Here is a 20,608-nt window from a genome sequence, read left to right on the forward strand (position 1 = left end):
TGAAACGCACCGCCGCGATGCAGGGCATGAAGGCCCCTGTCCGGCGGACAGGAGCCCTCGTGCGCCGGTTCAATGCGCGCTGCTCTATCGCGCGCCCATCGCCCATTCCGGAAGCGTCCCCGCGACGACACCAAAGACGCTCGTGAGGATCAAGTAACCGAGGGTCGAAAGCACGATCATCGCGGCGATGTTGTGAAAGCTCCCGTAACGGGCCATCTGCGAAATCGTGACGTGCCCGGACGAAAAGACCAGCGCGTTCGGCGGTGTTGCGACCGGCAGCATGAAGGCCATCGACGCCGACAGTGCGGCCGGGACGGCCAGCATCAGCGGGTTCTCGCCGATGTTCTGCGACAGTGCCGCGAGCAACGGCAGGAAGGTCGCAGCCGTTGCTGTGTTCGAGGTCACCTCGGTCAGAAGCAGGATGACCGCAGCCACGATCACGATCAGGAGCAGGATCGGAACACCGTACGCGATCCCTCCGATCAGGCCGCCGATCCATGTATCGAGACCGGTGCCCGCCACCGCGCCGGCAAGGCTCAGCCCGCCGCCGAAGAGCATCAGGACGCCCCAGGGCAGCTTCGATGCGGTTGTCCAGTCCAGCAATGCGACACGCGATCCGTTGCGGTCCCGGCCGCTTCCCGCAGGAAGGATGAACAACAGCAGGGCGGCGCCGATCGCGATGCTCGCATCGTTCAGTCCGGGAATATAGACCTGCAACCACGACCGCAGCACCCAGAGCACCGCCGCCGATGCGAAGACGACACCGACCATCGCCTCGGCCCGCGACATGGTGCCCAGGCCCCGCAACTTCCCGCTGATCAGCTCGCGCGCGCCATCGACCTCGCTCCGCGGAAGCCGGATCGCCAGGCGGGTCAGCAGCAACCACGAGATCGCCAGCATCGTCGCCGCCACCGGAACGCCGATCAGCATCCAGCGGCCGAAACCGAGATCATAGCCGTAAGTTTGCCGCATCGCTCCCGCCAGCAAGGCGTTCGGCGGGGTGCCGATCAGGGTTGCGACACCGCCAATCGATGCGGCGTAAGCCACGCCCAGCATCAGGGCGAGAGCAAAGGTCTTGGCTTCCTTGCCGCCGGTTTCCTCCTGTATCAATCCGATCACGGAAACGGCAATCGGCAACATCATCACCGTCGTTGCCGTATTGGACACCCACATCGACAGAAAGGCCGTCGCCAGCATGAACCCGCCGACGATATGGTGTCTCCGAGATCCTGTGCGCGACACGATGGACAATGCGATGCGCTGATGGAGGTTCCAGCGCTCCATCGCCGCGGCCAGCATGAACCCGCCCATGAACAGGAAGATGGTTGCGCTCGCGTAGGGCGCGGCAGTCGCCTTGACCGTTCCGGCGCCAGTCAACGGAAACAGAACCAGCGGAAGCAAGGCGGTGGCAGCAATGGGGATCGCCTCGGTGATCCACCAGATCACCATCAAAGCGGCCACGGCGACGACCCGCCAGCCGGCGACCGACAACCCCTCCGGCGGCGGTAGCAACAAGAGCAACACGAAGACCGCAAGCCCCACAAGCATCGGCAAGGGCCGCAGCGAAGCGCCCAACGCCTCCTTCCCCTCTTGCCAGGACAGGCTCTGGTCCTGGTGCGGGTCTTTCCCGGATGTGGTCATTGCAATCGTTCCTCCCCGAATTCCAAATCATCAGGCGCGTGGCATTCACCGGACGCGGGGCGCATGATCCCCGGTCCGGTGCGCAGGCCATGCGCATTGCGGTTGAAGTTCTGCGCCAAAACAGCCTTCCACCAAGGCGCAGGCGGTTTTTTCAAAGAAATGCGTCGAGCGCGGCCAGCAGCGCCTCCGGCGCCTCCTCCTGGGGGCTGTGACCGCAGTCGATGGCATGGCCCTGCACGTCGTCGGCCTTCTCGCGCCAGGTGGCCACCACGTCATAGAGAGCCCCGACGGTTCCCCGGCCGCCCCACAGCGCAAGGAGCGGCGCGCGCACGCGGGCGTCCGAGTCTTCGGCATCGTGAACCAGGTCGATCGTCGCGGCAGCGCGGTAATCCTCGCAGACCGCATGGCGGGTGGCGGGGTCGCGATAGCAGCGACGGTACTCAGCCATAACACGCGGATCGGAGGCGCCGTCGATCTTGATCTGACCCGCGATATGGCGGTCGAGAAAGAAGTCCGGATCCGCCTCGATCAACCGCTCCGGCAAGGGATAGGGCTGGATCAGGAAGAACCACCAGAAATAGCGCCGCGCGAATTCCATGTCGGTCCGGGCATACATCGTCGCGGTCGGCGCGATATCGAGAAGCACCAGCTTTTCCACCGCATCCACATGATCCAGCGCCATGCGATGCGCGACGCGCCCGCCCCGGTCGTGGCCGACGACCGAGAACCGGTCATGGCCGAGCGCCCGCATGACGGCAACCTGATCGGCCGCCATGGCGCGCTTGGAATAGTTGACGTGCCCCTCGCCACCCCCGGGCTTCTCGCTGTCGCCGTAGCCGCGCAGGTCGGTCAGCACCACGGTGAAGCGGCGCGCAAGGATCGGCGCGACCTTGTGCCAGCTCAGATGGGTCTGCGGGTGGCCGTGCATCAACAGCAGCGGCGGCCCCTCGCCCCCGGTCGCGGTGCGGATCCGGATCCCGTGCGCATCGATATCCCGCCAGGAGAAGCCTGGAAGAATGTCGGAAAACCCTGCAAGCTTGCTCATGCCTCGCCCCCGCGTGCGAGCCAGGGGGCCTCGGCGAAATAGGCCGCCTCGAAATCCCGGATACGCTCTTTCATCTGCAATGTCGTGGCGATCTTGTCGCGCCCCTCCATCAGGGCCTGCCGCCGCGACGGCTCGATCCCGAAGTCCAGGCAAAGGCCGCCGCAGGTCACGGTCTGCGTGGCAAGATCCACGGTGATCTCAGTGCCATCCGGCCCGACCGCCCGGGCCAGCCGCGCGCGCTCGTCGTCGCCTAGCGTCACCAGCAGCAGGCCGTTGTTGGCCGCATTGTCGGCGAAGATCCCGGCAAAGGTGCTGCCGATCAGCGCACGGATCCCGTATTGCAGCAGCCCCCAGACAGCATGCTCGCGTGACGAGCCGCAGCCGAAATTCGGCCCCGTCAGCAGGAACCGGACGTTCTGCATCGGCGCCCGGTTCAGAATGAAATCGGTCCGTGTCCCACCTTGCGCGTCAAAGCGCAGATCGTGAAACAGGCCGCGCGCCAATCCGCTCCGGTCTATGCCCTTGAGAAAGACCTTGGGCATGATCACGTCGGTATCCACATTGGCCGCGGGCATGGGGGCGGCCAGCCCCGTAACGCTCAGGAACTTTTCCACTTACATCTCCCGTGTCGCAAGCGCGCGGACATCGGCAAGGCGGCCGGTCACAGCCGCAGCCGCCACCATGGCGGGGCTCATCAGGTGGGTTCGCCCGCCGCTGCCCTGCCGTCCCTCGAAATTGCGATTGGTGCTCGAGGCGCAGCGTTCGCCGGGCGCCAGGACATCGTCGTTCATGGCAAGGCACATCGAGCAGCCCGACTGGCGCCATTCGAACCCCGCCTCGATGAAGGCGCGGTCAAGCCCTTCCGCCTCCGCCGCCCGTCGCACGCTTGAGGAGCCGGGCGATACCATGGCGCGCACCCCCGGCGCCACGCTGCGCCCGCGCAGGATCCTGGCTGCAGCGCGCAGGTCGTCGAGCCGAGCATTCGTGCAGGAGCCGATGAACGCCCGGTCAATCGCGATATCCTCGTAACGGGTGCCCGGCTCAAGACCCATGTAATCGAGCGCCCGGGCCGCATCGCCCCGCCGGTCCGCCGGCAGGCAAGCAGGGTCGGGCACGGCGTCATCGATCGCGCCCGACTGGTCCGGACTTGTGCCCCAGGTGACCATCGGCGCGATCTCGCCGGCGCAAAGATCGACCTCACGGTCGAAGACGGCGTCGGGATCGCTGGCAAGCGCCCGCCAGACGGGTTTCGCGCGCTCAAGCATCTCCGTCGACGGTGCACGCGAACGCCCGGCGATATAGTCGAACACCTTGTCGTCGGGCGCCATCAGCGCGACCCGCGCGCCGCATTCCACCGACATGTTGCAGATCGTCATCCGCCCTTCCACGTCCAGCGCGCCGATTGCCTCGCCGACGAATTCCAGCGCATGGCCGGCCGCCCCGTCGGCGCCGATCTTGCGGATCAGCGCCATCACGAGATCCTTTGCGGTAACGCCCAGCGGCAGATCGCCGACCACCCTGACGCGCATCGTCTTCAAACGCGTATAGGTAACCGTCTGGGTCGCCAGAAGGTGCTCGATATCAGAGGTGCCGATACCGAAACCAACCGTTCCGAAGGCGCCATAGGTCGCCGTATGGCTGTCGCCCGCCGCAATGACCAGGCCGGGGAGAACCCAGCCAAGTTCCGGAAGGACGACATGCTCGATCCCCTGACGCGGGTCCAGGACATCGAACATCTCGATCCCGAAATCGCGCCCGTTCTCGGCGAAATACGCGATTTGCCGTTGCGCATCGGCATCGCCGACCGAGGCACCGCGATCCGGTGCGGTGGAATTGACGTGGTCGACCACGCCAAGCGCCGCCTCCGCGCGCCAGACCCCGCGCCCCGCATCGCGCAGGCCGGTGAAAGCCTGCGGACTGGTGTATTCGTTCAAGACGGTGCGATCGACATAGAGAAGCAGTTGCGATCCGGGGCCGGCCCGGTCGTCCAGCGCCTGTATCTTGTGCCGGTCGATGATTTTGTCGTAGAGGGTCCGGGATCGCATTTCGAAAACGCTCCTTGTTTCGCTGCCGCACCCTAATCTGCCGGGACGCGCGTCAGCCAATGCCGGTTGGCGATCAATTGATGCAACGGACGGCGGGAAGACACCGACGATGGAGACCAACTGGCTGGAAGACTTCCTGAAGCTCGCCGAGGAGGGCAACTTCTCGCGCGCGGCCGAGGCACGAAATTCCAGCCAGCCGGCGTTCAGCCGCCGGATTCGCGGTCTGGAGGACTGGGTCGGCACACGGCTCATCGACCGTGACACCCACCGCATTGCCCTGACGGAGGCCGGAGAGACCTTTCACGCCGTGGCCGAGGACGTGCTGCGCCGGCTCGCACAAGGCCGCGACCAGACCCGCGAAGTCGGCGGCGCGGAAGCCGGGACCTTGCGCTTCGCCGCGACCCATGCGCTGTCCCTGACCTTTTTTCCCGACTGGTTGCGCGAATATGGCGACACCCCGGAACTGGCGACCGTCAGCTTGCTGGCCGACAACATGCTCGGCTGCGAGAAAATCATGCTGGCGGGCAAGGCCGATTTTCTTCTCTGCCACCACCATCCCACGTCGCACCACCGGCTGGACCCGGGCGTCTTCTGCTCGATCCGCCTCGGCGCAGACCGGCTGATCCCCGTTTGCGTGCCGGAGACGGATGGAAAACCCCGTTTCGCCCTTCCCGGCGACGCGCAGGAACCGCTGCCCTACCTTGCGTATGACGACCGCTCGGGAATGGGCCGGATTCTCGCCGCGGCCCAGGTCATCTCCGAACGACGCGCGGCCCTTCGGCCCGTTTTTCGCTCGCATCTTGCAACGGCGCTGTTGCGGATGGCACGCGACGGCAAGGGGATCGCCTGGGCGCCGCACAGCCTGTGCGCTCCCGATCTCGCGCGCGGACGACTTGTCCGTGCCGGGGGCGAAAACTGGGACGTGCCGATGGAAATCCTTCTGTTGCGCCCGCGAGGCCGACAGGGCCACGCCGTCGAGACGTTCTGGAGCCGCGCGGTTGCCGCCGCCGGAGAGCAACAGGAGACGTGAGGCCTGCGAGCGCGCTTTCTCACACGCGCGCGTTCACCTGAAAAAACCGGCAGGCACAGGGATCCCGCACTCATCCACAGCCGGGATCGTTTTCCGTTGGACGACAGGGTTGCGGAGGCGCGGGCGTGGTGATATTAACCCGCGACGCTTCAGAGAGACGCCGCCTTCCCGGGACGGAAAATCGCCTCTGACAGCGATATCGGAGTGTAGCGCAGCCTGGTAGCGCACCTCGTTCGGGACGAGGGGGTCGCAGGTTCAAATCCTGCCACTCCGACCATTCTTTTCCAATGATGCCGACCATTGATGGTGACTTGCTGCGCGGCTCCGGCTGCGTGCGGCGCGGTCACAGTCCCCTGTCTGGAACGCACGATTGCCGGAAGACCCGACCGGCATCGGCGGATCGGCGCAACAGCCGCCACATGCCGTCAGCGGGGGGCAGCACCTTCATCGGTCATCCTGTCAGCGCCCTGCTCCGCGGCAATCTCGCCGAGGCGCCTGTCCAGCCGGTCCGGCGGACGGCGCGGGTCGTAATCGGGATTGAGGGACGACTTGTGGGCCCACTGCCGCAGGATCATCGCGGTCCAGACAGTCTCGACATCCGGGTGCCTTGCAAGGAGATCCCGGAGGTCGTCCAACCGGTCAAATCCGGCGGCCTGCACAAGAAGCGTCATATCCGTACTGCCGGCGATCGACCAGGCACCGATCAGTTCAGGCCAGCCCTGCACCGCGTCATGGATATGTTTGCAAAACGGGCGCTTCAACTTCATGTGAAAGAAGGCGGCCTCGGCAGGCTCCCGGCCACCCCTCTCGTCCGCCAGCTTGATCGTGAACCTTTCGATAACGCCACGCCGGACCAAACCGTCGATCCGGTTCTTGACCGTCATCCGCGACACGTCGAGCAGCCCTGCAAGTTCGGTGTTGGAACGCCGGGCGTCCTGAGTCAGCAGCTGAACAAGCTTCCGATCCAGTTCTGAAAGGGGCCGGTCGGAAACCTCCGCGTCCTTCATGCAAACCTCACGACGACACTGCAATTCATGTGTGCAGCCTCGCAATATGCAACCTTCCTGTCAATTCGATCTGTTCTCATTGGCGTTTTGTCCGGCTATTCATTTCAAAGGACGGAACGGCGAAGAACATAAATAGAATTATGAAAATACAAATTTTACCTCAATTACTTACGGGAACAGGATAATGACTTTCTCGAACCGAGAGTTTCTTACCTTTTCGGTAAAGGTCAATCGACATATATTTGAAGGCAATCTTGACGGCGCCTTGCGCCTGATCGGAGATTACATGCTGGCGAACGACCTGACCGCCTCGATCGAAACGGTGGTAACCATCCCCCTGGACGACCGGACAAACACCCCTCCTGCGTCGTCCCCCCAGTAAGGATGCCGGTGCCGACGAAGCCGCGTTAACCGCTGAGCACGTTGAACCCGACGGCCCGATTGGCGAGCGCCACCCCTTCCAGCGCATCGGTCGCAAAGAAATCCGCGCCGATCCCTGTGAAGGCTTCGGGCGCGGCAAGCACTCCGGCACCGCCAATACAGACATGGAGGGCAGAGTTGAGAGAGGCCGCACGGGCCCGATCAATGGCAATCGCCACGTCGCCGACGATGGAGGTGATGCCAACGGACAGGCCGAACACGTCGAAATGGTCGCGCTTCAGCTCCTGAAAGCAGCTGTCGAGATGCCCGCCATCGCCGCCGCGCTGCACGCGCCATCCGGACTGACGGAAAACGGTCTCCACGATCTGCAGCCCAAGCGCATGATTGTCACCGGGCATGCGTGCAAGCAGCAAACGCGCCTCCGCGTCACCGGGATGCAGGGCGTCGCTCTCTTCCCGCATGAGATGGCGCTCGACATAGGCCTGGGAAATGCTGTTGAAGGCCAACGCGATGCGCCCCGATGCAAGGGTGATCTCGACAAAGCTCGCCTCCTCGCGCGACCAGCGCCCCCGCACGCAGACACATACAGGCATCAGGACCTGGCTGTAGACTTCCAGAAACGGCCGGTTCCGGTCCAGGATTTCCGCGATGATGGCCTCTAGCCGTATCTCCTGCTCGGAGAAGATCGCGCGGATCAGCGCGGAAACCACGGGCGCCCACGCCCCGTCGATGCCGCTCGCCGGATCGGACAATGCGGCGACCACCGACGCGGGATCCCCCGGGCCGGAATTACGCCGGATCATCTCCGCGGTCACGGTTCCCTCGATGGCCCGCCTCAGCAACCTCGAGTTGTTGCCATGGTCGTTGTTGCGATTGTCTTGCTTCCGACGATCCGCCGCCCCACCCGCAGACTTTCCGCCCGTCTCAATGGTTTTACAGGCAATTGCATCACGGCCGTCCGAAGAGATCGGGTACTCGGCCATTGCTCCTCCCAAGGAGGACAAATGCTTAAAAAACATCCTCCAGCCCAAATCCTGTGCTCAAAAGCCAGACCGCACAAGTTTGGAATCGGAACATATACGCGCAGTTTGTTTCCCAAAGGGAAACGCAAAAACGGGCAACAAATACATTCAAAGTACAGAAAACACTCTTTGGTCGCGTGTGGATTCCGATCCACTCGCGCGGGCCACTGCATCCAGGGCCTTGCACACGATGTGGCGGGCATTCAACCCGGCCGCCTCATACATCGCCTCCGGGGAAGCCTGGGCGATAAAGCTGTCCGGCAGGGTCATGCAGCGCACGGCAATGCGTCCGTCGAGCGCGCCTTCTTCCGCCAACGCCTGCAACACCATTGCCCCGAAACCACCGCTGGCCCCCTCCTCGATCGTCACAAGCACGTCGTGCTCGGCTACGAGATCCTTGATGAGATCGAGATCCAGCGGCTTGGCGAAGCGCGCATCGGCGACAGTCGTCGAAAGCCCGCGCTGGTCCAGTCGCCTGGCAGCGATGAGGCATTGCTCCAGCCTTGCGCCAAAGGACAGGAGCGCAATCGTGCGCCCCTCCCGCACAATGCGCCCCTTGCCGATGGCAAGCGGTACGCCTGCCTTCGGCAGCGCGACACCGGTCCCCGATCCGCGCGGATAGCGAAAGGCGACAGGCCCGTCGTCGTGGCGCGCGGCGGTCGCAACCATGTCCATCAGTTCCGCCTCGTCGGCCGCAGCCATGACCGTGAACCCCGGCAGGTTGGCAAGATATCCGACATCGAACGCGCCCGCGTGGGTGGGCCCGTCGGCCCCGACGAGGCCGGCTCGGTCGATGGCGAAGCGGACCGGCAGCCCCTGAAGGGCCACATCGTGAACGATCTGGTCGTAGCCGCGTTGCAGGAAGGTGGAGTAGATCGCGCAGAACGGACGCAGGCCGCTTGCGGCCAGGCCGGCCGCAAAAGTCACCGCGTGCTGTTCGGCGATACCGACGTCGAAGGCGCGCTCGGGAAAGGCCCTGGCGAAAAGATCGATGCCGGTTCCGCCCGGCATGGCTGCGGTGATCCCCACGATACGCTCATCGCGTTCGGCTTCCGCCACCAGACTTGCCCCGAAGACCTTCGTGTAGCTCGGCGGCGCGGGTTTCGACGCCGCCTGCTGTCCGGTTGCGGGGTCGAACTTCGAGACGCCGTGATACTTGTCCCGGGCGGTTTCGGCCGGGCGATAGCCGGCGCCCTTCTTGGTGACCGCATGCAGAAGAACCGGACCGTCGGCATTGTCCCGCAGGGTCCGAAGGATGCGCAGAAGGTCCTTCACGTCGTGCCCGTCGACCGGCCCCACGTAGCAAAAGCCAAGGTGATCGAACATGGTGTAGCCGGACATCAGCCCCTTGGCCAGATGACGCGCCCGCTCCGCCCCCTCGCGGAACGGGGCCGGCAGCTGGGCGGCCGCCTGCTTTACCAGGGCCTTGAAGTCCTTCACCGGCCGACCGGCGCAAAGCCCGGTCAGATAGGTCGACAATGCCCCGACCGGCGGGGCGATCGACATGTCGTTGTCGTTCAGGATGACGATCATGCGCTTTCCGGCCGCGCCGGCGTTGTTCATCGCCTCATAGGCCATGCCGGCCGACATGGCGCCATCGCCGACGACGCAGATCACGTCGCCGACATCCGCGCCGAGATCGCGCGCCGTCGCAAAGCCGAGACCGGCGGAGATCGACGTGGAGGAATGCGCCGCGCCGAACGGGTCATAGGCGCTCTCGCTGCGCTTGGTGAAGCCGCTCAGCCCCCCTTCCTGGCGCAGCGTCGGCATCCGGTCGCGCCGGCCGGTCAGGATCTTGTGCGGATAACATTGATGCCCGACGTCCCAGATCAGCTTGTCGCGCGGCGTATCGAACACGGCATGGATCGCCACCGTCAGTTCGACGACGCCAAGGCTTGACCCGAGATGCCCGCCGGTGCGCGCAACCGAATTGATCGTCTCGCAGCGCAATTCGCGCGCCAGAACCGCCAGTTCACCGTCACTCAGCGACTTGAGATCATCCGGTGAGGATACCCGGTCCAGCAACGGTGTCGGTGCGTTGACGTCGGTTCCGGTGACCATGATGGATCCCTCTTGTGCATCCCGGATCGCGCGTTGACCGGGCATCGATCTCGCCGGGCGACAGCGGATCCCGATCGGGCCTCTGGCGCCTGCCTCCGCATTGCATCTTCAACCGCACACCCAAGTTTGTAAACTTATTTTTACACATTTTGTGTCCAATATAAATTACACTCCCGGTTTCGCCATGCCGGCAAAGGCCCGTGCGTGAGCGTCGCCCCCGCACTCACAAGTTTGCCAAGTCCGATTGCAATTGCCGAAAAAGTGTCTAATCTGATTGACAGTATGTCGTAACTTTAAATTTACACTTCCCGGGAGAAACCGCATGTCTCCGCCATTCCCCTTCTCCGCCATTGTTGGACAGGACGAACTGAAGGACGCGCTGCTTCTGGCCGCCGTCGATCCCTCCCTTGGCGGGGTCCTGGTGTTCGGCGACCGCGGAACGGGGAAATCGACGGCCGTGCGCGCGCTTGCAGCGCTCCTCCCCGACATTCGGGCGCGCAAGGGATGCGCCTTCAACTGCGATCCGGCGCAGCCTGCCGGGATCTGTCCGGTCTGCACCGGCGTTTTGCCCCGCGCCGCCGGGGCAAAGCGCCCGGCAATCGAGAAACGCCGCACGCCCGTGGTCGACCTTCCGCTGGGGGCGACCGAGGATCGCGTCTGCGGAACGCTTGACCTCGAAAAGGCCCTGACGTCGGGCGAGAAGGCCTTTGAACCGGGGCTGCTGGCACGCGCCAATCGCGGGTTTCTCTACATCGACGAGGTCAATCTCCTGGAAGACCATCTGGTCGACCTGTTGCTCGACGTGGCCGCCTCGGGAACCAATGTCGTCGAGCGCGAGGGTCTGAGCATTCGCCATCCGGCCCGGTTCGTTCTCGTGGGAAGCGGCAATCCGGAGGAAGGCGAGCTGCGTCCGCAACTGCTCGACCGTTTCGGCCTGTCTCTCGACGTATCGGCCCCGCGCGACATTCAGCAGCGCGTCGAGGTCATCCGCCGGCGCGAGGCCTACGACCGCAACCCCGAAGCCTTTGTGGCGGACTGGGCAGCGCGAGATGCAAAGATCACGGCGCGCATTCGCAAGTCGGCCGCGAAGCTGGCAAAAATGGAAACGCCGACGTCCGTGTTCGAGCTTGCCGCCACCTTGTGCCTGCGGCTCGGCGTGGACGGTTTGCGGGGGGAACTCACGCTGATCCGCGCGGCACGCGCGCGCGCCGCGCTTTCAGGCAAGCGCGAACCGGGAACCGCCGACGTCGTCGCGGTCGCCCCGATGGCGCTTCGACACCGCCTGCGCCGTGACCCGCTCGACGAGGCCGGATCGGCCGCGCGTGTGGAACGTGCCGTCGACGAAGTGTCCTTCGGAGTGGCGGGCCATGCCTGACGCCGCACGCGCCTTGCCCGGCAAGACCGCCCTGCCCGCTCCGCAAACCGGACGCTGGGCCGACGCATTGCTTGCGGCCATGGTGCTGACAGTGGGCGGCGCAGCGCTTGGCGGCATCCATGTGCGGGCCCGCTGCGGGCCGGTCCTGGATCGTTGGCTCGCGGCGCTCAAACGCATGCAGTCAACCGACGCGCCGGTGCAACGCATTGCGGCCACGGTGAGCGCGGATGCGCTCGACGGCAGCCTCGACCTGGCACAAACCCTGGCGCTGGGACGCCCGGTGCACACGGCCGGCGTGCTGACACGCGCCAATGGCGGGTTCCTGGTGCTGGCCATGGCGGAGCGAACGGAGGCAACGCTCGCCGGGATCCTCGCGGGCGCTCTCGACACGGGCAGAAGCGGACGCGGAGCACCGGCCCGGCTTGCGCTGGTTGCGCTTGACGAGGGGGCGGATGCGGAAGAGGGCGTGCCGGCGGCAATCGCCGACCGGCTCTGCCTGCGTCTCCCGCTGGAGGATCTCTCGCTTCGCGACACGGCAGAGACCGCCCCCGCGCAAGCGTGCCCCGCCTCCGCAAGTTTCTGGCGCGACGTCGAGCTTCCAGACCCTCTTCTTGACGCGCTTGTGGCCGCCGCGGACGCCACCGCGACGCGGTCGATGCGCCGCGCGCTCGCCCTGTCCCGCGTGACACGGATCGTTGCCGCTCTCGAGGGCTGCGCACGCGCCGAGCCCGGCCATGCCGCAACGGCGCTGCGGCTGGTATTCGGCCTTGGCCCTCAAGCGCAAGAAGCCGAAACATCCCCGGACCAGGATCAGCCGGGCGATGACGCGACCGATGACAGGCAGGAACCGTCACAGGCGCCGCCCCACGCGAATGGCGAAGACAGCGCCCGGGACAAGACCGGCGATGACGCGACCGGCGCGCAGCCGGACCGGGAGATCTCGCCGGATGACCTTCAGGACATGCTGATCAGTGTCCTTGCCGCGCAAAAGCTCGATCCGTCGCTGCTGTCCATCAAAGCGGAGACAATGAAGGCCGGCGGAGGGGCGGGAAAATCCGGTGCGGAACAAGGCGGCAGTCTGCGCGGACGCACCATCGGCGTCACCAGCCGCCCGTCGACCGCCGGGCTGCGGCCGAATGTTGCCGCGACCCTGCGCGCGGCCGCTCCCTGGCAACATCTCAGGCGCAGGGCGCATGAGGCAACCGGCGCCGGACCGGCACGTCCGATCCATGTCACGCCTTCCGACTTTCGCTACCTGCGGCGACGCCACCGCACCGAAACCACGGCGATCTTCGCGGTGGACGCCTCAGGGTCGACCGCCTTCGACCGCCTCGGAGAGGCGAAGGGGGCAATCGAACTGTTGCTCGCCGACTGCTACGTGCGGCGCGACCAGATCGCGCTGATCGCCTTTCGCGGGCGCGAGGCGGAGCTGCTTCTGGAGCCGACGCGCTCGCTGGTGCGCGCCAAACGCAGCCTCACCGGCCTGCCCGGCGGCGGTCCGACACCGCTTGCCGACGGGATGCGGCGCAGCCTCGAACTGGCCGTACAGATCCGGCGCAAGGGACAAACGCCGCTGATCGTGCTTTTCACAGACGGACGCGGCAACATCGCGCTTGACGGCAGCGCGGACCGCGCCGTGGCGCGGGACGAAGCCGCGCGGCTTGCAAGGCAAGGTGCATCGCTTGGCGTGAAGACCCTGGTGATCGATATCGCCCGACGGCCGCGCGATGGCGCGCGTAGCCTTGCCGACACGATGAAGGCCGACTACCGGGCCCTGCCGCGCGCGGACGCCGCATCTGTTTCAAGCCTCGTATCGACCTACATGCGAAGAGACTGACGACATGACCGGGTTCGCACGCAGCCACGACCTCGACTGGAGCCGCGACGGCCGCGACTGGCCGAACAGCGCAGCCAGCCGCTTCGTGCGCACCCGCCGCATTCTCTGGCACATGCAGGAGATGGGCGGTCGCGACGCGCCGGCCATCGTGCTGCTGCACGGAACGGCGGCCTCGACCCACTCCTTCCGCGATCTGATGCCCCGGCTGGCCGACCGCTTTCGCGTGATCGCCATCGATCTGCCCGGCCACGGCTTCACCGAAACGCAGAACACGCTGGCCCTGACACCGGGCGGCATGGCCGATGCGGTCTCCGACCTGCTGGACCAGCTCGATATCGCGCCACTTGCCGCCGCCGGACATTCCGCCGGCGCGGCGGTGCTCGTGCGCATGGCACAGCTCGGCCGGATTACGCCAGCGCATTTGTTCGGTCTGAACGCCGCCCTCGAGCCGATCCAGGGAAACGCGCTGTTCCAGCCGCTGGCACGCCTGTTGTTTCTCAATCCGCTGACGCCACGGCTGCTCGCATGGCGCGCGACGCTTGGCGGCACCGACACCATGCTGCAACGGGCGACCGGGTCGCAGATCGGCGCCGAGGGCATCCGTTGCTATACGCGGCTCTTTGCAAGCCGAAGGCATGTGCGCGGCGCGCTCGGCATGATGGCGCATTGGGATCTCGCACCGCTTCAGGCGGCCCTCCCCGCCCTTGACCGCGACCTGATCCTGATCGCCGCCGAAGACGACCCGATGGTCCCGGCCTCAGTCTCGACGCGCGCTGCGGCCCGGGCGCCGAATGCGACCTGCGTCCGCTTCAAGACCGGCGGTCACCTGCTGCACGAGGCAGAGCCGGACAAGATCGCCTCCCTCATCGAAGAGCACTGCCTCGGCGCAACAGCGGTCGATTCTCGGGATCGCCGCCGTGCCTAGGACAGTCGCCCTCCCCGCCCCCGCAAGGGATCAAACCGGCAGGACAAGATGACAATTCACCCAACCCCGGTTCTAAATTTCACAACCGACGACACAAGACCACACGCCGTAATCATCGGCGCCGGTGTCGGCGGCCTTGCAGCTGCGATCCGCCTCAGCGTGCGCGGCTATCGCGTGACGATTGTCGACCGGCTCGACGCTCCGGGCGGGCGGGCGAGCGTGTTTCGCCAGGACGGCTTCACCTTCGATGCCGGACCGACGATCCTGACCGCGCCGTTTCTTTTCGAGGAGCTCTGGACGCTCTGCGGCAAGCGCATGAGCGATCATGTGACGCTGCGCGAGCTGACCCCCTGCTACACGATCCGCTTCGACGACGGCGACACGTTTTGCTGCTACGGCGATGCGGCGTCGATGCGCGCGGAGGTCGAACGCTTCAGCCCCGGCGACGCCCCCGGCTACGAGGCCTTCCTGAGGGAAAGCAAGGCCTGCTTTCACACCGGGTTCGAGAGGATGGTCGACCGGCCCTTCCCCTCGCTTGCGAGCATGGCGAAGGCCTTGCCGAACCTCGTCCTGCGGCGGGCGGAGCGGTCTGTCCACGCGCTGGTCTCGAAACACATACGCAATGAAAAGCTGCGCATGGCGCTGAGCTTCCATCCGCTCTTCATCGGCGGCAATCCGATGCGGACCAGTTCGATTATGAGCCTGATTTCCTATCTGGAGCAAGCCTATGGCGTTCACTACGCAATGGGAGGCACCGGCGCGTTGGTCAGGGCCATGGCGGATCTGGCGGAGGATCAGGGCGTCGCCTTGCGCATGAATGCCGATGTTGCCGAGATCCTGGTGGACGAGGGACGGGCTGCCGGCGTGCGGCTTGCCGGCGGCGAGCGCATCGCGGCGGATATCGTCGTCTCCAACGCCGACGCCGCCTGGACCTATGCCAAGCTTTTGCCCGCTTCGGCGCGCGGACGCTGGAGCGAACGCAAGCTCGGGCGGATGGCCTATTCGATGAGCCTCTTCGTCTGGTACTTCGGCACCGACCGGCAGTATCCGGAGGTGGGCCATCACACGGTGATGATGGGGCCGCGCTACGACGGTCTTCTCGCCGATATCTTCGAGCGCAAGGTGCTCGCCGACGATTTCAGCCTCTACCTGCATCGCCCGAGCGCGACCGACCCGAGCGTGGCGCCGGAGGGATGCGATGCCTTCTACGTTCTGTCTCCCGTTCCCAACCTCGATGGCGCAACCGACTGGCATACGGCAAGCGAACCCTATCGCGCGCGGATCGAAGCGCATCTGGAGCGCACGATGCTGCCCGGTCTCGGCGACGCGCTTCTGACGTCGCGCGTGATGACGCCACTCGATTTCCAGACCCGTCTGCTGTCGCACAAGGGCGCGGCCTTCGGCATGGAACCGCGGCTCACGCAATTGGCGTGGTTCCGTCCGCACAATGCGAGCGAAGCCGTCGACGGCCTCTATCTGGTGGGCGCCGGCACGCACCCCGGAGCAGGCCTCCCCGGCGTCATCGCCTCCGCAAAGATCCTCGACAAGGTGGTCCCGCATGCCCGTGAAATCGCCTGAACCGGTCCGGCTCGCCGCTGCCGACCGGATTGCCTGCCAGAAGGCGATCCGGACCGGCTCGAAATCCTTCCATGCGGCCTCCCTCCTCCTGCCGCAAAGGGTGCGGGAGCCGGCGCGCGCGCTTTATGCGTTTTGCCGCTCGACGGACGATCTGGTCGACGCCGGCGCCTGCTCCGGGCGCGCCACCGACCTGCTGATGCAGCGTCTCGATGCGATCTATCGCGGCGCGCCGCAAGACCATCTGTGCGACCGCGCCTTCGCCCGCGTCGTCACGGCGCATCGCATCCCGCGCAACCTGCCGGACGCGCTGATCGAGGGGTTTGCCTGGGACGAGGAGGGCCGGGTCTATCGCTCGCTCGACGCGCTTGCCGCCTATGCCGCCCGCGTCGCCTCCACCGTCGGGCTGATGATGACGCTGATCATGGGCGTGCGCGACCGCAGCGTGCTGGCGCGCGCCGCCGACCTCGGCATCGCCATGCAATACACCAACATCGCCCGCGATGTCGGCGAGGACGCCCGCAACGGCCGGGTCTATCTGCCGCGCGACTGGCTGGCGGAGGAAGGCCTGTCGGCCGCGATGCTTGTCCGCGATCCGCGCCCCTCGCCCGCCCTTTCGCGGGTTGTGGCCCGTCTCCTGGCGGCCGCGGACGCGCATTACGCGCGCGCCGGTGCCGGCATCGGCGGCCTGCCCCTCGACTGCCGGCCCGCCATCCGCAGTGCCGGCCTGATCTATCGCGACATCGGCCGTGCAATCGCCGAAAACGGGCACGACAGCGTGACCCGGCGCGCGGTGACAAGCCGGGCGGCCAAGGTGCGCCTGCTGCTTTTCGCCGCCGCCACACCGTTTCCCGCCGCGACGGGACGCAGCGCGCCACCGCATGAAAGCGTTGCACATCTCGTGGAGGCGTGCAGCGCACCGGAAACCGTCGCCGCCCCGCGCGGCTTCGACGAGAAATTCGGGCGGGTGCTGGACCTTCTCGCCACCACCGAACGCCGCGAACGCGCCCTGATGGCGGCAACGCGCGGGCGAGGCTAGAGGAATGGGCAGCTATCTCGGTCTCGTCGAGCTTGTGTTCACCGCCCTTGTCGTGGGCGCCTTCGGCATCTGGCAGTTGCGCAGTCTCAAGCGCGACATGCAGGCCCGAAAGGCACGAGAGGACGCAGAAACGCGCGAGACAAAATCCGACGACTGACCGCGCGCAGGCAGGTCCGGCACCTTAAAAGTCCTATCGGCGCCCCGACCGGCGTGGCATGCGAAACGGCAGCATGGCCTTGACGAGCGACCTTGCAAAACGGTCGCCGGAAAAGGTCTCGTGCATGGCGGTCACCGGCTCGTCCCAGATCCGGCTTTCAACGATGGCACGCGTGTAGAACGGTCCGTCCTCGAGCGCCCGGATCAGACGGGCATCGCCCTCGGCGTCGGCGTGCATGAAGCGCTCCACCCCCCAAGTCCCGCGCCCCAGCGTCCGAGCCACGGGCAAGGCGCGATGCTCGACCGTTCCGTCGCGCGCGATGCAAAGCGCCAGCTCACGGCGCGTGCCGGAGCGACAGGACGCATCGTAGAGGATCGCGGTCCGCCCGTCGGCCAGCCGCCCGCGCGCCCAGTCCCAGCGCCGGAACCCGGTCTCCAGCGGCTCGACACCCCAATTGCTGTCGAGATACCCGTGCCCGCGCCAGGACGGCCCGCCCTGCGCAAGGGCGACATCGATTTTGGCAGCCGGCGCAATCGGCCACCAGCGATGCGCGCCCTTGTCGTCAACGTCAAAGACCGTGTCCGTCACCCCCCTCGGCACGAGACGGATCGTGCCGCGAATGCGGCCCGGCAGCCAGCCGGCGCCCGGGAAGGGCAAGGCAACTTCATCGAAATCGAGTGTCAGCCCGCCGGTGTCGTCCCAGCGCAAGCTGCTCGGCCCGACCTGGAAGGCATGACGTGAACGCACAAGCGAGGCGCGGCCCCGTTCCGTCATTGCCCAGCGTGGCTGGTCCGCGGAATAAAGCGCGACATTGATGGCGACATGATCGTCCGGATCCTGCCGTCCCGACCAGGCGTAATAGGGCGAGAACACGGAGCCGACGAAGGCAATCACCGTGACCGCGTGGCGGCCGCAGGTGCTCACGCCGTCGAGGTACCACCAGAGATAGCCACCCGGTGGAACCGGCGCGTCGAAGCGCGGTCCGCAACCAGGCTTGCCGCCGCCAGTTGCCCGGAAAGCGATGCCATCGGCACCCCCGGTCCCGGATGAACGCTGCCGCCGGCCAGATACAGTCCCGGAATGCGCGTCCGCGCGCCCGGACGACGAAAGGACGCCATCCAGCCGTGCGACGCTCTCCCGTAAAGCGCCCCCCCGCTTCCGGGAAACATCCGCTCGAAGTCCGCCGGCGTCGTCGCCACGCTTTCCATCGTCGCGCTCTCCAGCGCAAGGCCGCACCGCGCCATCCGCCTTACTGCCGCCTCCAGACATGTTGCACTCTCGCTGCTCGTGTGGGGCGCCCGGTCGCCAAGCGCCGGCGCATTGATCAGACACAGGAATGCATCGCGCGGATCGTCGACCGCATCGCGCGTCCTCGCACCGGCATCATCGCGCCCTTGCGCGCACAGATAGACCGTCGGATCGGCCGGAACCCGCCCCTTTCGAAAGATCTCGTCGAACTCCCGCCGATAGGCGTCGGAAAAAAGCACCGTGTGGCGGGCGAGCGGAAACCCGCGCACTTCGGCCTTCACGGCCCAGGTCATGGCGGACAGCGAGCGTTCGGAAGGCTTGACCGGCGCCTCCCCCAGATCCACGCCTTCGACGCGGCCGGAGGCAAGTGCGGAAAAATCGCCGTTGAAGATCACGGCATCGGCAGCCAGCCGCTCACCATCGGCAAGATGCACCGCGCACACACCGTTCGCGCCGGTCTCGATACGGGTGACCGCCCGTCCGCAGTCGATGCGCGCGCCCTGTCGCCCTGCCACCTCGGCAAGTGCGCAGGCCAGCGCATGCATGCCGCCCTCGATCAGCCAGACACCGTCCTGCTCGACATGCGCGACCAGCATGAGGGTCGCCGGCGCCTGAAACGGCGAGGAGCCGCAATAGGTGGCGTATCGCGCAAACAGCTGGCGCAGACGCGGATCGCGGAAATACGCACCAAGCGCGGACCACAAGGTGGAAAACGGCTTGAGCGCGAGCATTTGCGACAGATTGCCCATGCCCACGCGGCGGGCAAGCGTGACAGGGTCGGGGCGTTCGGCCGCGATGTAGGTGTCCTTCAACGTCGCAAAGACGGCGGCGCTTTCCTTGCAAAAACGACGATACCCCTCCGCCTCCCGCGGTCCGGCGAATTGTTCGATCGCCGCCGCACTTGCGTTCGCATCGGCGAAGAGATCGAGCCGGCTGCCATCGCCCCAGCCATGGCGGGCAAGCGTGCCGGCGCGGGTCAACCCGACCTCGGCCTCAAGCGTCGTTCCGGCCTGTGCCATCAGGCGGTCGAAGGCCCATTTCATCGTGAACACCGTCGGGCCGGCATCGACCGGCGTACCGCCCACCTCCACCTGCCGCATCTTGCCGCCGGGAGCCCCTGCGCGTTCCACCACATGCACGTCATGACCGGCGGAAGCCAGCGAGACAGCCGCGGATAGCCCCGCGACGCCTGCCCCCACGACAACCACACGCTCGCGTCGAACGCCGGCAGTCATTGGCCATTCCCGTGCATTGACATCACCCCGTTTTGTGTCAATCTAATTTGACACTTATGTTTGTCGTTGTAAATTGACTTTCGGGAGGCGGGTTAATGGACATTCACAAGCGCATCGAACGGGGGCTGGAAAAGGCCATCGCCTTTGCCACCGCGACCGGACAGCCGCCAAAGCTGATGGCGGCGCTGCGCTATTCGGTGTTTCCCGGCGGTGCGCGGGTGCGCCCGCGTCTGTGCCTTGCAGTCGCCGGTGCCTGCGGCGACCCGAACCCGGCCGCGACGGACGCGGCGGCGGCGGCCATCGAGCTGCTGCATTGCGCCTCGCTGGTGCATGACGACCTGCCCTGTTTCGACAATGCGGCGCTCCGCCGCGGCAAGCCGGCCACCCATGTCGTTCATGGCGAGCCGCTGTCGTTGTTGACCGGGGACGCGCTGATCGTGCTGGCCTTCGAGACGCTCGCGCGCGAATGCGCGCTGAACCCGATGCTGCTCGCGCCGCTCACCGCGACCATCGCCCGCGCGGTCGGTTCGCCACATGGCATCGTTGCCGGCCAGGCCTGGGAGAGCGAGGACGACATTCCGCTTGGCGACTACCACCGCGCCAAGACGACGGCGCTCTTCACCGGCGCGACCGCGGCCGGCGCCATCGCCGCGAATGCCGATCCCCAGCCCTGGATGCAGGTCGGCGAGGCGCTCGGCGCCGCCTATCAAACGGCCGACGATCTGCGCGACATCGCGGCCGAGGAAGCGGAAATCGGCAAGCCCTGCGGTCAGGACATGGCCAACGGGCGTCCCAACGCGGCACTCGCAGACGGCGTGTCCGGCACGGTGATGAAACTGCAGGGTCTCGTTCAGTGCGCCGTCGAGGCGGTGCCCGTCTGTCCCGGATCGGACGACCTGAAGCTGCTGATCCTGGGGGAGGCAAAACGGCTTGTGCCGAAAAACCTCGCTCATGTCGTTGCCGCTTGACGTAGCGGCACGAGAAG

The 20,608-nt window shown here is 66.2% G+C and carries 18 protein-coding genes and 1 tRNA gene; 10 read left to right on the forward strand and 9 right to left on the reverse strand.

Annotated elements, in window-relative coordinates; genetic code table 11:
* Nucleotides 1–84: 84 nt before the first annotated feature.
* From G572_RS0119440 to leuC, 4 genes are all read right to left on the reverse strand, one after another.
* Nucleotides 85–1,641 carry an SLC13 family permease gene (locus tag G572_RS0119440; protein WP_029059901.1) on the reverse strand — a complete coding sequence of 519 codons (1,557 nt, stop codon included), beginning with the start codon at nucleotides 1,639–1,641 and terminating at the stop codon, nucleotides 85–87.
* Between the two features lie 151 nt (nucleotides 1,642–1,792).
* Nucleotides 1,793–2,686, reverse strand: coding sequence for an alpha/beta fold hydrolase (locus G572_RS0119445; RefSeq protein WP_029059902.1), 894 nt, complete (start codon nucleotides 2,684–2,686; stop codon nucleotides 1,793–1,795).
* Nucleotides 2,683–3,300 carry a 3-isopropylmalate dehydratase small subunit gene (leuD, locus tag G572_RS0119450; RefSeq protein WP_029059903.1) on the reverse strand — a complete coding sequence of 206 codons (618 nt, stop codon included), beginning with the start codon at nucleotides 3,298–3,300 and terminating at the stop codon, nucleotides 2,683–2,685. The genes G572_RS0119445 and leuD overlap by 4 nt, the downstream gene beginning before the upstream one ends.
* Nucleotides 3,301–4,731 carry a 3-isopropylmalate dehydratase large subunit gene (gene leuC, locus G572_RS0119455; protein ID WP_029059904.1) on the reverse strand — a complete coding sequence of 477 codons (1,431 nt, stop codon included), beginning with the start codon at nucleotides 4,729–4,731 and terminating at the stop codon, nucleotides 3,301–3,303.
* 109 nt (nucleotides 4,732–4,840) lie between these two features.
* Between leuC and G572_RS0119460 the strand changes: the two genes are divergently transcribed.
* Together G572_RS0119460 and G572_RS0119465 are read left to right on the forward strand one after the other, a co-directional pair.
* Complete coding sequence (locus tag G572_RS0119460) at nucleotides 4,841–5,761, forward strand: LysR substrate-binding domain-containing protein (RefSeq protein WP_029059905.1); 921 nt, start codon at nucleotides 4,841–4,843, stop codon at nucleotides 5,759–5,761.
* A gap of 200 nt (nucleotides 5,762–5,961) precedes the next feature.
* Nucleotides 5,962–6,038: transfer RNA gene (locus tag G572_RS0119465), tRNA-Pro, on the forward strand.
* A gap of 148 nt (nucleotides 6,039–6,186) precedes the next feature.
* Here G572_RS0119465 and G572_RS25650 read toward each other — a convergent pair.
* Nucleotides 6,187–6,768: an Lrp/AsnC family transcriptional regulator gene (locus G572_RS25650; protein ID WP_029059906.1), complete on the reverse strand. Its 582-nt coding sequence runs from the start codon at nucleotides 6,766–6,768 to the stop codon at nucleotides 6,187–6,189.
* Nucleotides 6,769–6,952: 184 nt separating this feature from the next.
* On the opposite strand from G572_RS25650, the gene G572_RS0119475 reads away from it, so the two are divergent.
* A complete protein-coding gene (locus tag G572_RS0119475) occupies nucleotides 6,953–7,150 on the forward strand; it encodes a hypothetical protein (protein WP_029059907.1) in 198 nt (65 codons plus the stop codon).
* Between the two features lie 25 nt (nucleotides 7,151–7,175).
* On the opposite strand, the gene G572_RS25655 is transcribed toward G572_RS0119475, so the two are convergent.
* A complete protein-coding gene (locus G572_RS25655) occupies nucleotides 7,176–7,964 on the reverse strand; it encodes a cobalamin B12-binding domain-containing protein (RefSeq protein WP_169391342.1) in 789 nt (262 codons plus the stop codon).
* Between the two features lie 315 nt (nucleotides 7,965–8,279).
* On the reverse strand, nucleotides 8,280–10,232 hold the full coding sequence (gene dxs, locus G572_RS24800; protein WP_051242954.1) for a 1-deoxy-D-xylulose-5-phosphate synthase: 1,953 nt from the start codon (nucleotides 10,230–10,232) through the stop codon (nucleotides 8,280–8,282).
* A gap of 322 nt (nucleotides 10,233–10,554) precedes the next feature.
* Here dxs and bchI point away from each other — a divergent pair, with 322 nt between their 5' ends.
* Genes bchI through G572_RS26355 form a run of 6 tightly spaced genes read left to right on the forward strand, consistent with a single transcriptional unit; the run spans nucleotide 10,555 to nucleotide 17,140 of the window.
* Nucleotides 10,555–11,607 (forward strand): magnesium chelatase ATPase subunit I, encoded by a 1,053-nt coding sequence (bchI, locus tag G572_RS0119490; RefSeq protein WP_029059908.1) that lies wholly within the window; start codon nucleotides 10,555–10,557, stop codon nucleotides 11,605–11,607.
* Nucleotides 11,600–13,444: a VWA domain-containing protein gene (locus G572_RS0119495; protein WP_051242774.1), complete on the forward strand. Its 1,845-nt coding sequence runs from the start codon at nucleotides 11,600–11,602 to the stop codon at nucleotides 13,442–13,444. The genes bchI and G572_RS0119495 overlap by 8 nt, the downstream gene beginning before the upstream one ends.
* Nucleotides 13,445–13,448: 4 nt before the next feature.
* Nucleotides 13,449–14,369 carry an alpha/beta fold hydrolase BchO gene (gene bchO / locus G572_RS24805; protein WP_037547482.1) on the forward strand — a complete coding sequence of 307 codons (921 nt, stop codon included), beginning with the start codon at nucleotides 13,449–13,451 and terminating at the stop codon, nucleotides 14,367–14,369.
* Nucleotides 14,370–14,417: 48 nt separating this feature from the next.
* Nucleotides 14,418–15,947: a phytoene desaturase gene (locus G572_RS0119505; RefSeq protein WP_029059910.1), complete on the forward strand. Its 1,530-nt coding sequence runs from the start codon at nucleotides 14,418–14,420 to the stop codon at nucleotides 15,945–15,947.
* Nucleotides 15,928–16,983, forward strand: coding sequence for a phytoene/squalene synthase family protein (locus G572_RS24810; RefSeq protein ID WP_037547706.1), 1,056 nt, complete (start codon nucleotides 15,928–15,930; stop codon nucleotides 16,981–16,983). Before G572_RS0119505 ends, G572_RS24810 begins: the two co-directional genes overlap by 20 nt.
* Nucleotides 16,984–16,987: 4 nt before the next feature.
* A complete protein-coding gene (locus G572_RS26355) occupies nucleotides 16,988–17,140 on the forward strand; it encodes a hypothetical protein (protein WP_156884745.1) in 153 nt (50 codons plus the stop codon).
* Nucleotides 17,141–17,173: 33 nt separating this feature from the next.
* Here the strand turns inward: G572_RS26355 and G572_RS0119520 are convergent, their stop codons facing one another.
* A complete protein-coding gene (locus tag G572_RS0119520) occupies nucleotides 17,174–18,064 on the reverse strand; it encodes a carotenoid 1,2-hydratase (protein WP_029059911.1) in 891 nt (296 codons plus the stop codon).
* Nucleotides 18,061–19,623 (reverse strand): 1-hydroxycarotenoid 3,4-desaturase CrtD, encoded by a 1,563-nt coding sequence (gene crtD / locus G572_RS0119525; RefSeq protein WP_037547484.1) that lies wholly within the window; start codon nucleotides 19,621–19,623, stop codon nucleotides 18,061–18,063. The genes G572_RS0119520 and crtD overlap by 4 nt, the downstream gene beginning before the upstream one ends.
* A gap of 95 nt (nucleotides 19,624–19,718) precedes the next feature.
* Here crtD and G572_RS0119530 point away from each other — a divergent pair, with 95 nt between their 5' ends.
* Complete coding sequence (locus G572_RS0119530; RefSeq protein WP_029059913.1) at nucleotides 19,719–20,591, forward strand: polyprenyl synthetase family protein; 873 nt, start codon at nucleotides 19,719–19,721, stop codon at nucleotides 20,589–20,591.
* Nucleotides 20,592–20,608 lie beyond the last annotated feature (17 nt).

Source organism: Stappia stellulata DSM 5886, assembly GCF_000423705.1.
GTDB classification, from domain to species: Bacteria; Pseudomonadota; Alphaproteobacteria; order Rhizobiales; family Stappiaceae; genus Stappia; species Stappia stellulata.

Coding starts and splice junctions, on each gene's coding strand:
- crtD (WP_037547484.1), bottom strand. CDS start 19,623: ATGACTGCCGGCGTTCGACGCGAGCGTGTGGTTGTCGTGGGGGCAGGC.
- leuC (WP_029059904.1), bottom strand. CDS start 4,731: ATGCGATCCCGGACCCTCTACGACAAAATCATCGACCGGCACAAGATA.
- G572_RS0119530 (WP_029059913.1), top strand. CDS start 19,719: ATGGACATTCACAAGCGCATCGAACGGGGGCTGGAAAAGGCCATCGCC.
- G572_RS0119505 (WP_029059910.1), top strand. CDS start 14,418: ATGACAATTCACCCAACCCCGGTTCTAAATTTCACAACCGACGACACA.
- bchO (WP_037547482.1), top strand. CDS start 13,449: ATGACCGGGTTCGCACGCAGCCACGACCTCGACTGGAGCCGCGACGGC.
- bchI (WP_029059908.1), top strand. CDS start 10,555: ATGTCTCCGCCATTCCCCTTCTCCGCCATTGTTGGACAGGACGAACTG.
- dxs (WP_051242954.1), bottom strand. CDS start 10,232: ATGGTCACCGGAACCGACGTCAACGCACCGACACCGTTGCTGGACCGG.
- G572_RS0119445 (WP_029059902.1), bottom strand. CDS start 2,686: ATGAGCAAGCTTGCAGGGTTTTCCGACATTCTTCCAGGCTTCTCCTGG.
- G572_RS0119440 (WP_029059901.1), bottom strand. CDS start 1,641: ATGACCACATCCGGGAAAGACCCGCACCAGGACCAGAGCCTGTCCTGG.
- G572_RS0119475 (WP_029059907.1), top strand. CDS start 6,953: ATGACTTTCTCGAACCGAGAGTTTCTTACCTTTTCGGTAAAGGTCAAT.
- G572_RS24810 (WP_037547706.1), top strand. CDS start 15,928: ATGCCCGTGAAATCGCCTGAACCGGTCCGGCTCGCCGCTGCCGACCGG.
- G572_RS0119495 (WP_051242774.1), top strand. CDS start 11,600: ATGCCTGACGCCGCACGCGCCTTGCCCGGCAAGACCGCCCTGCCCGCT.
- G572_RS25650 (WP_029059906.1), bottom strand. CDS start 6,768: ATGAAGGACGCGGAGGTTTCCGACCGGCCCCTTTCAGAACTGGATCGG.
- G572_RS26355 (WP_156884745.1), top strand. CDS start 16,988: ATGGGCAGCTATCTCGGTCTCGTCGAGCTTGTGTTCACCGCCCTTGTC.
- G572_RS0119460 (WP_029059905.1), top strand. CDS start 4,841: ATGGAGACCAACTGGCTGGAAGACTTCCTGAAGCTCGCCGAGGAGGGC.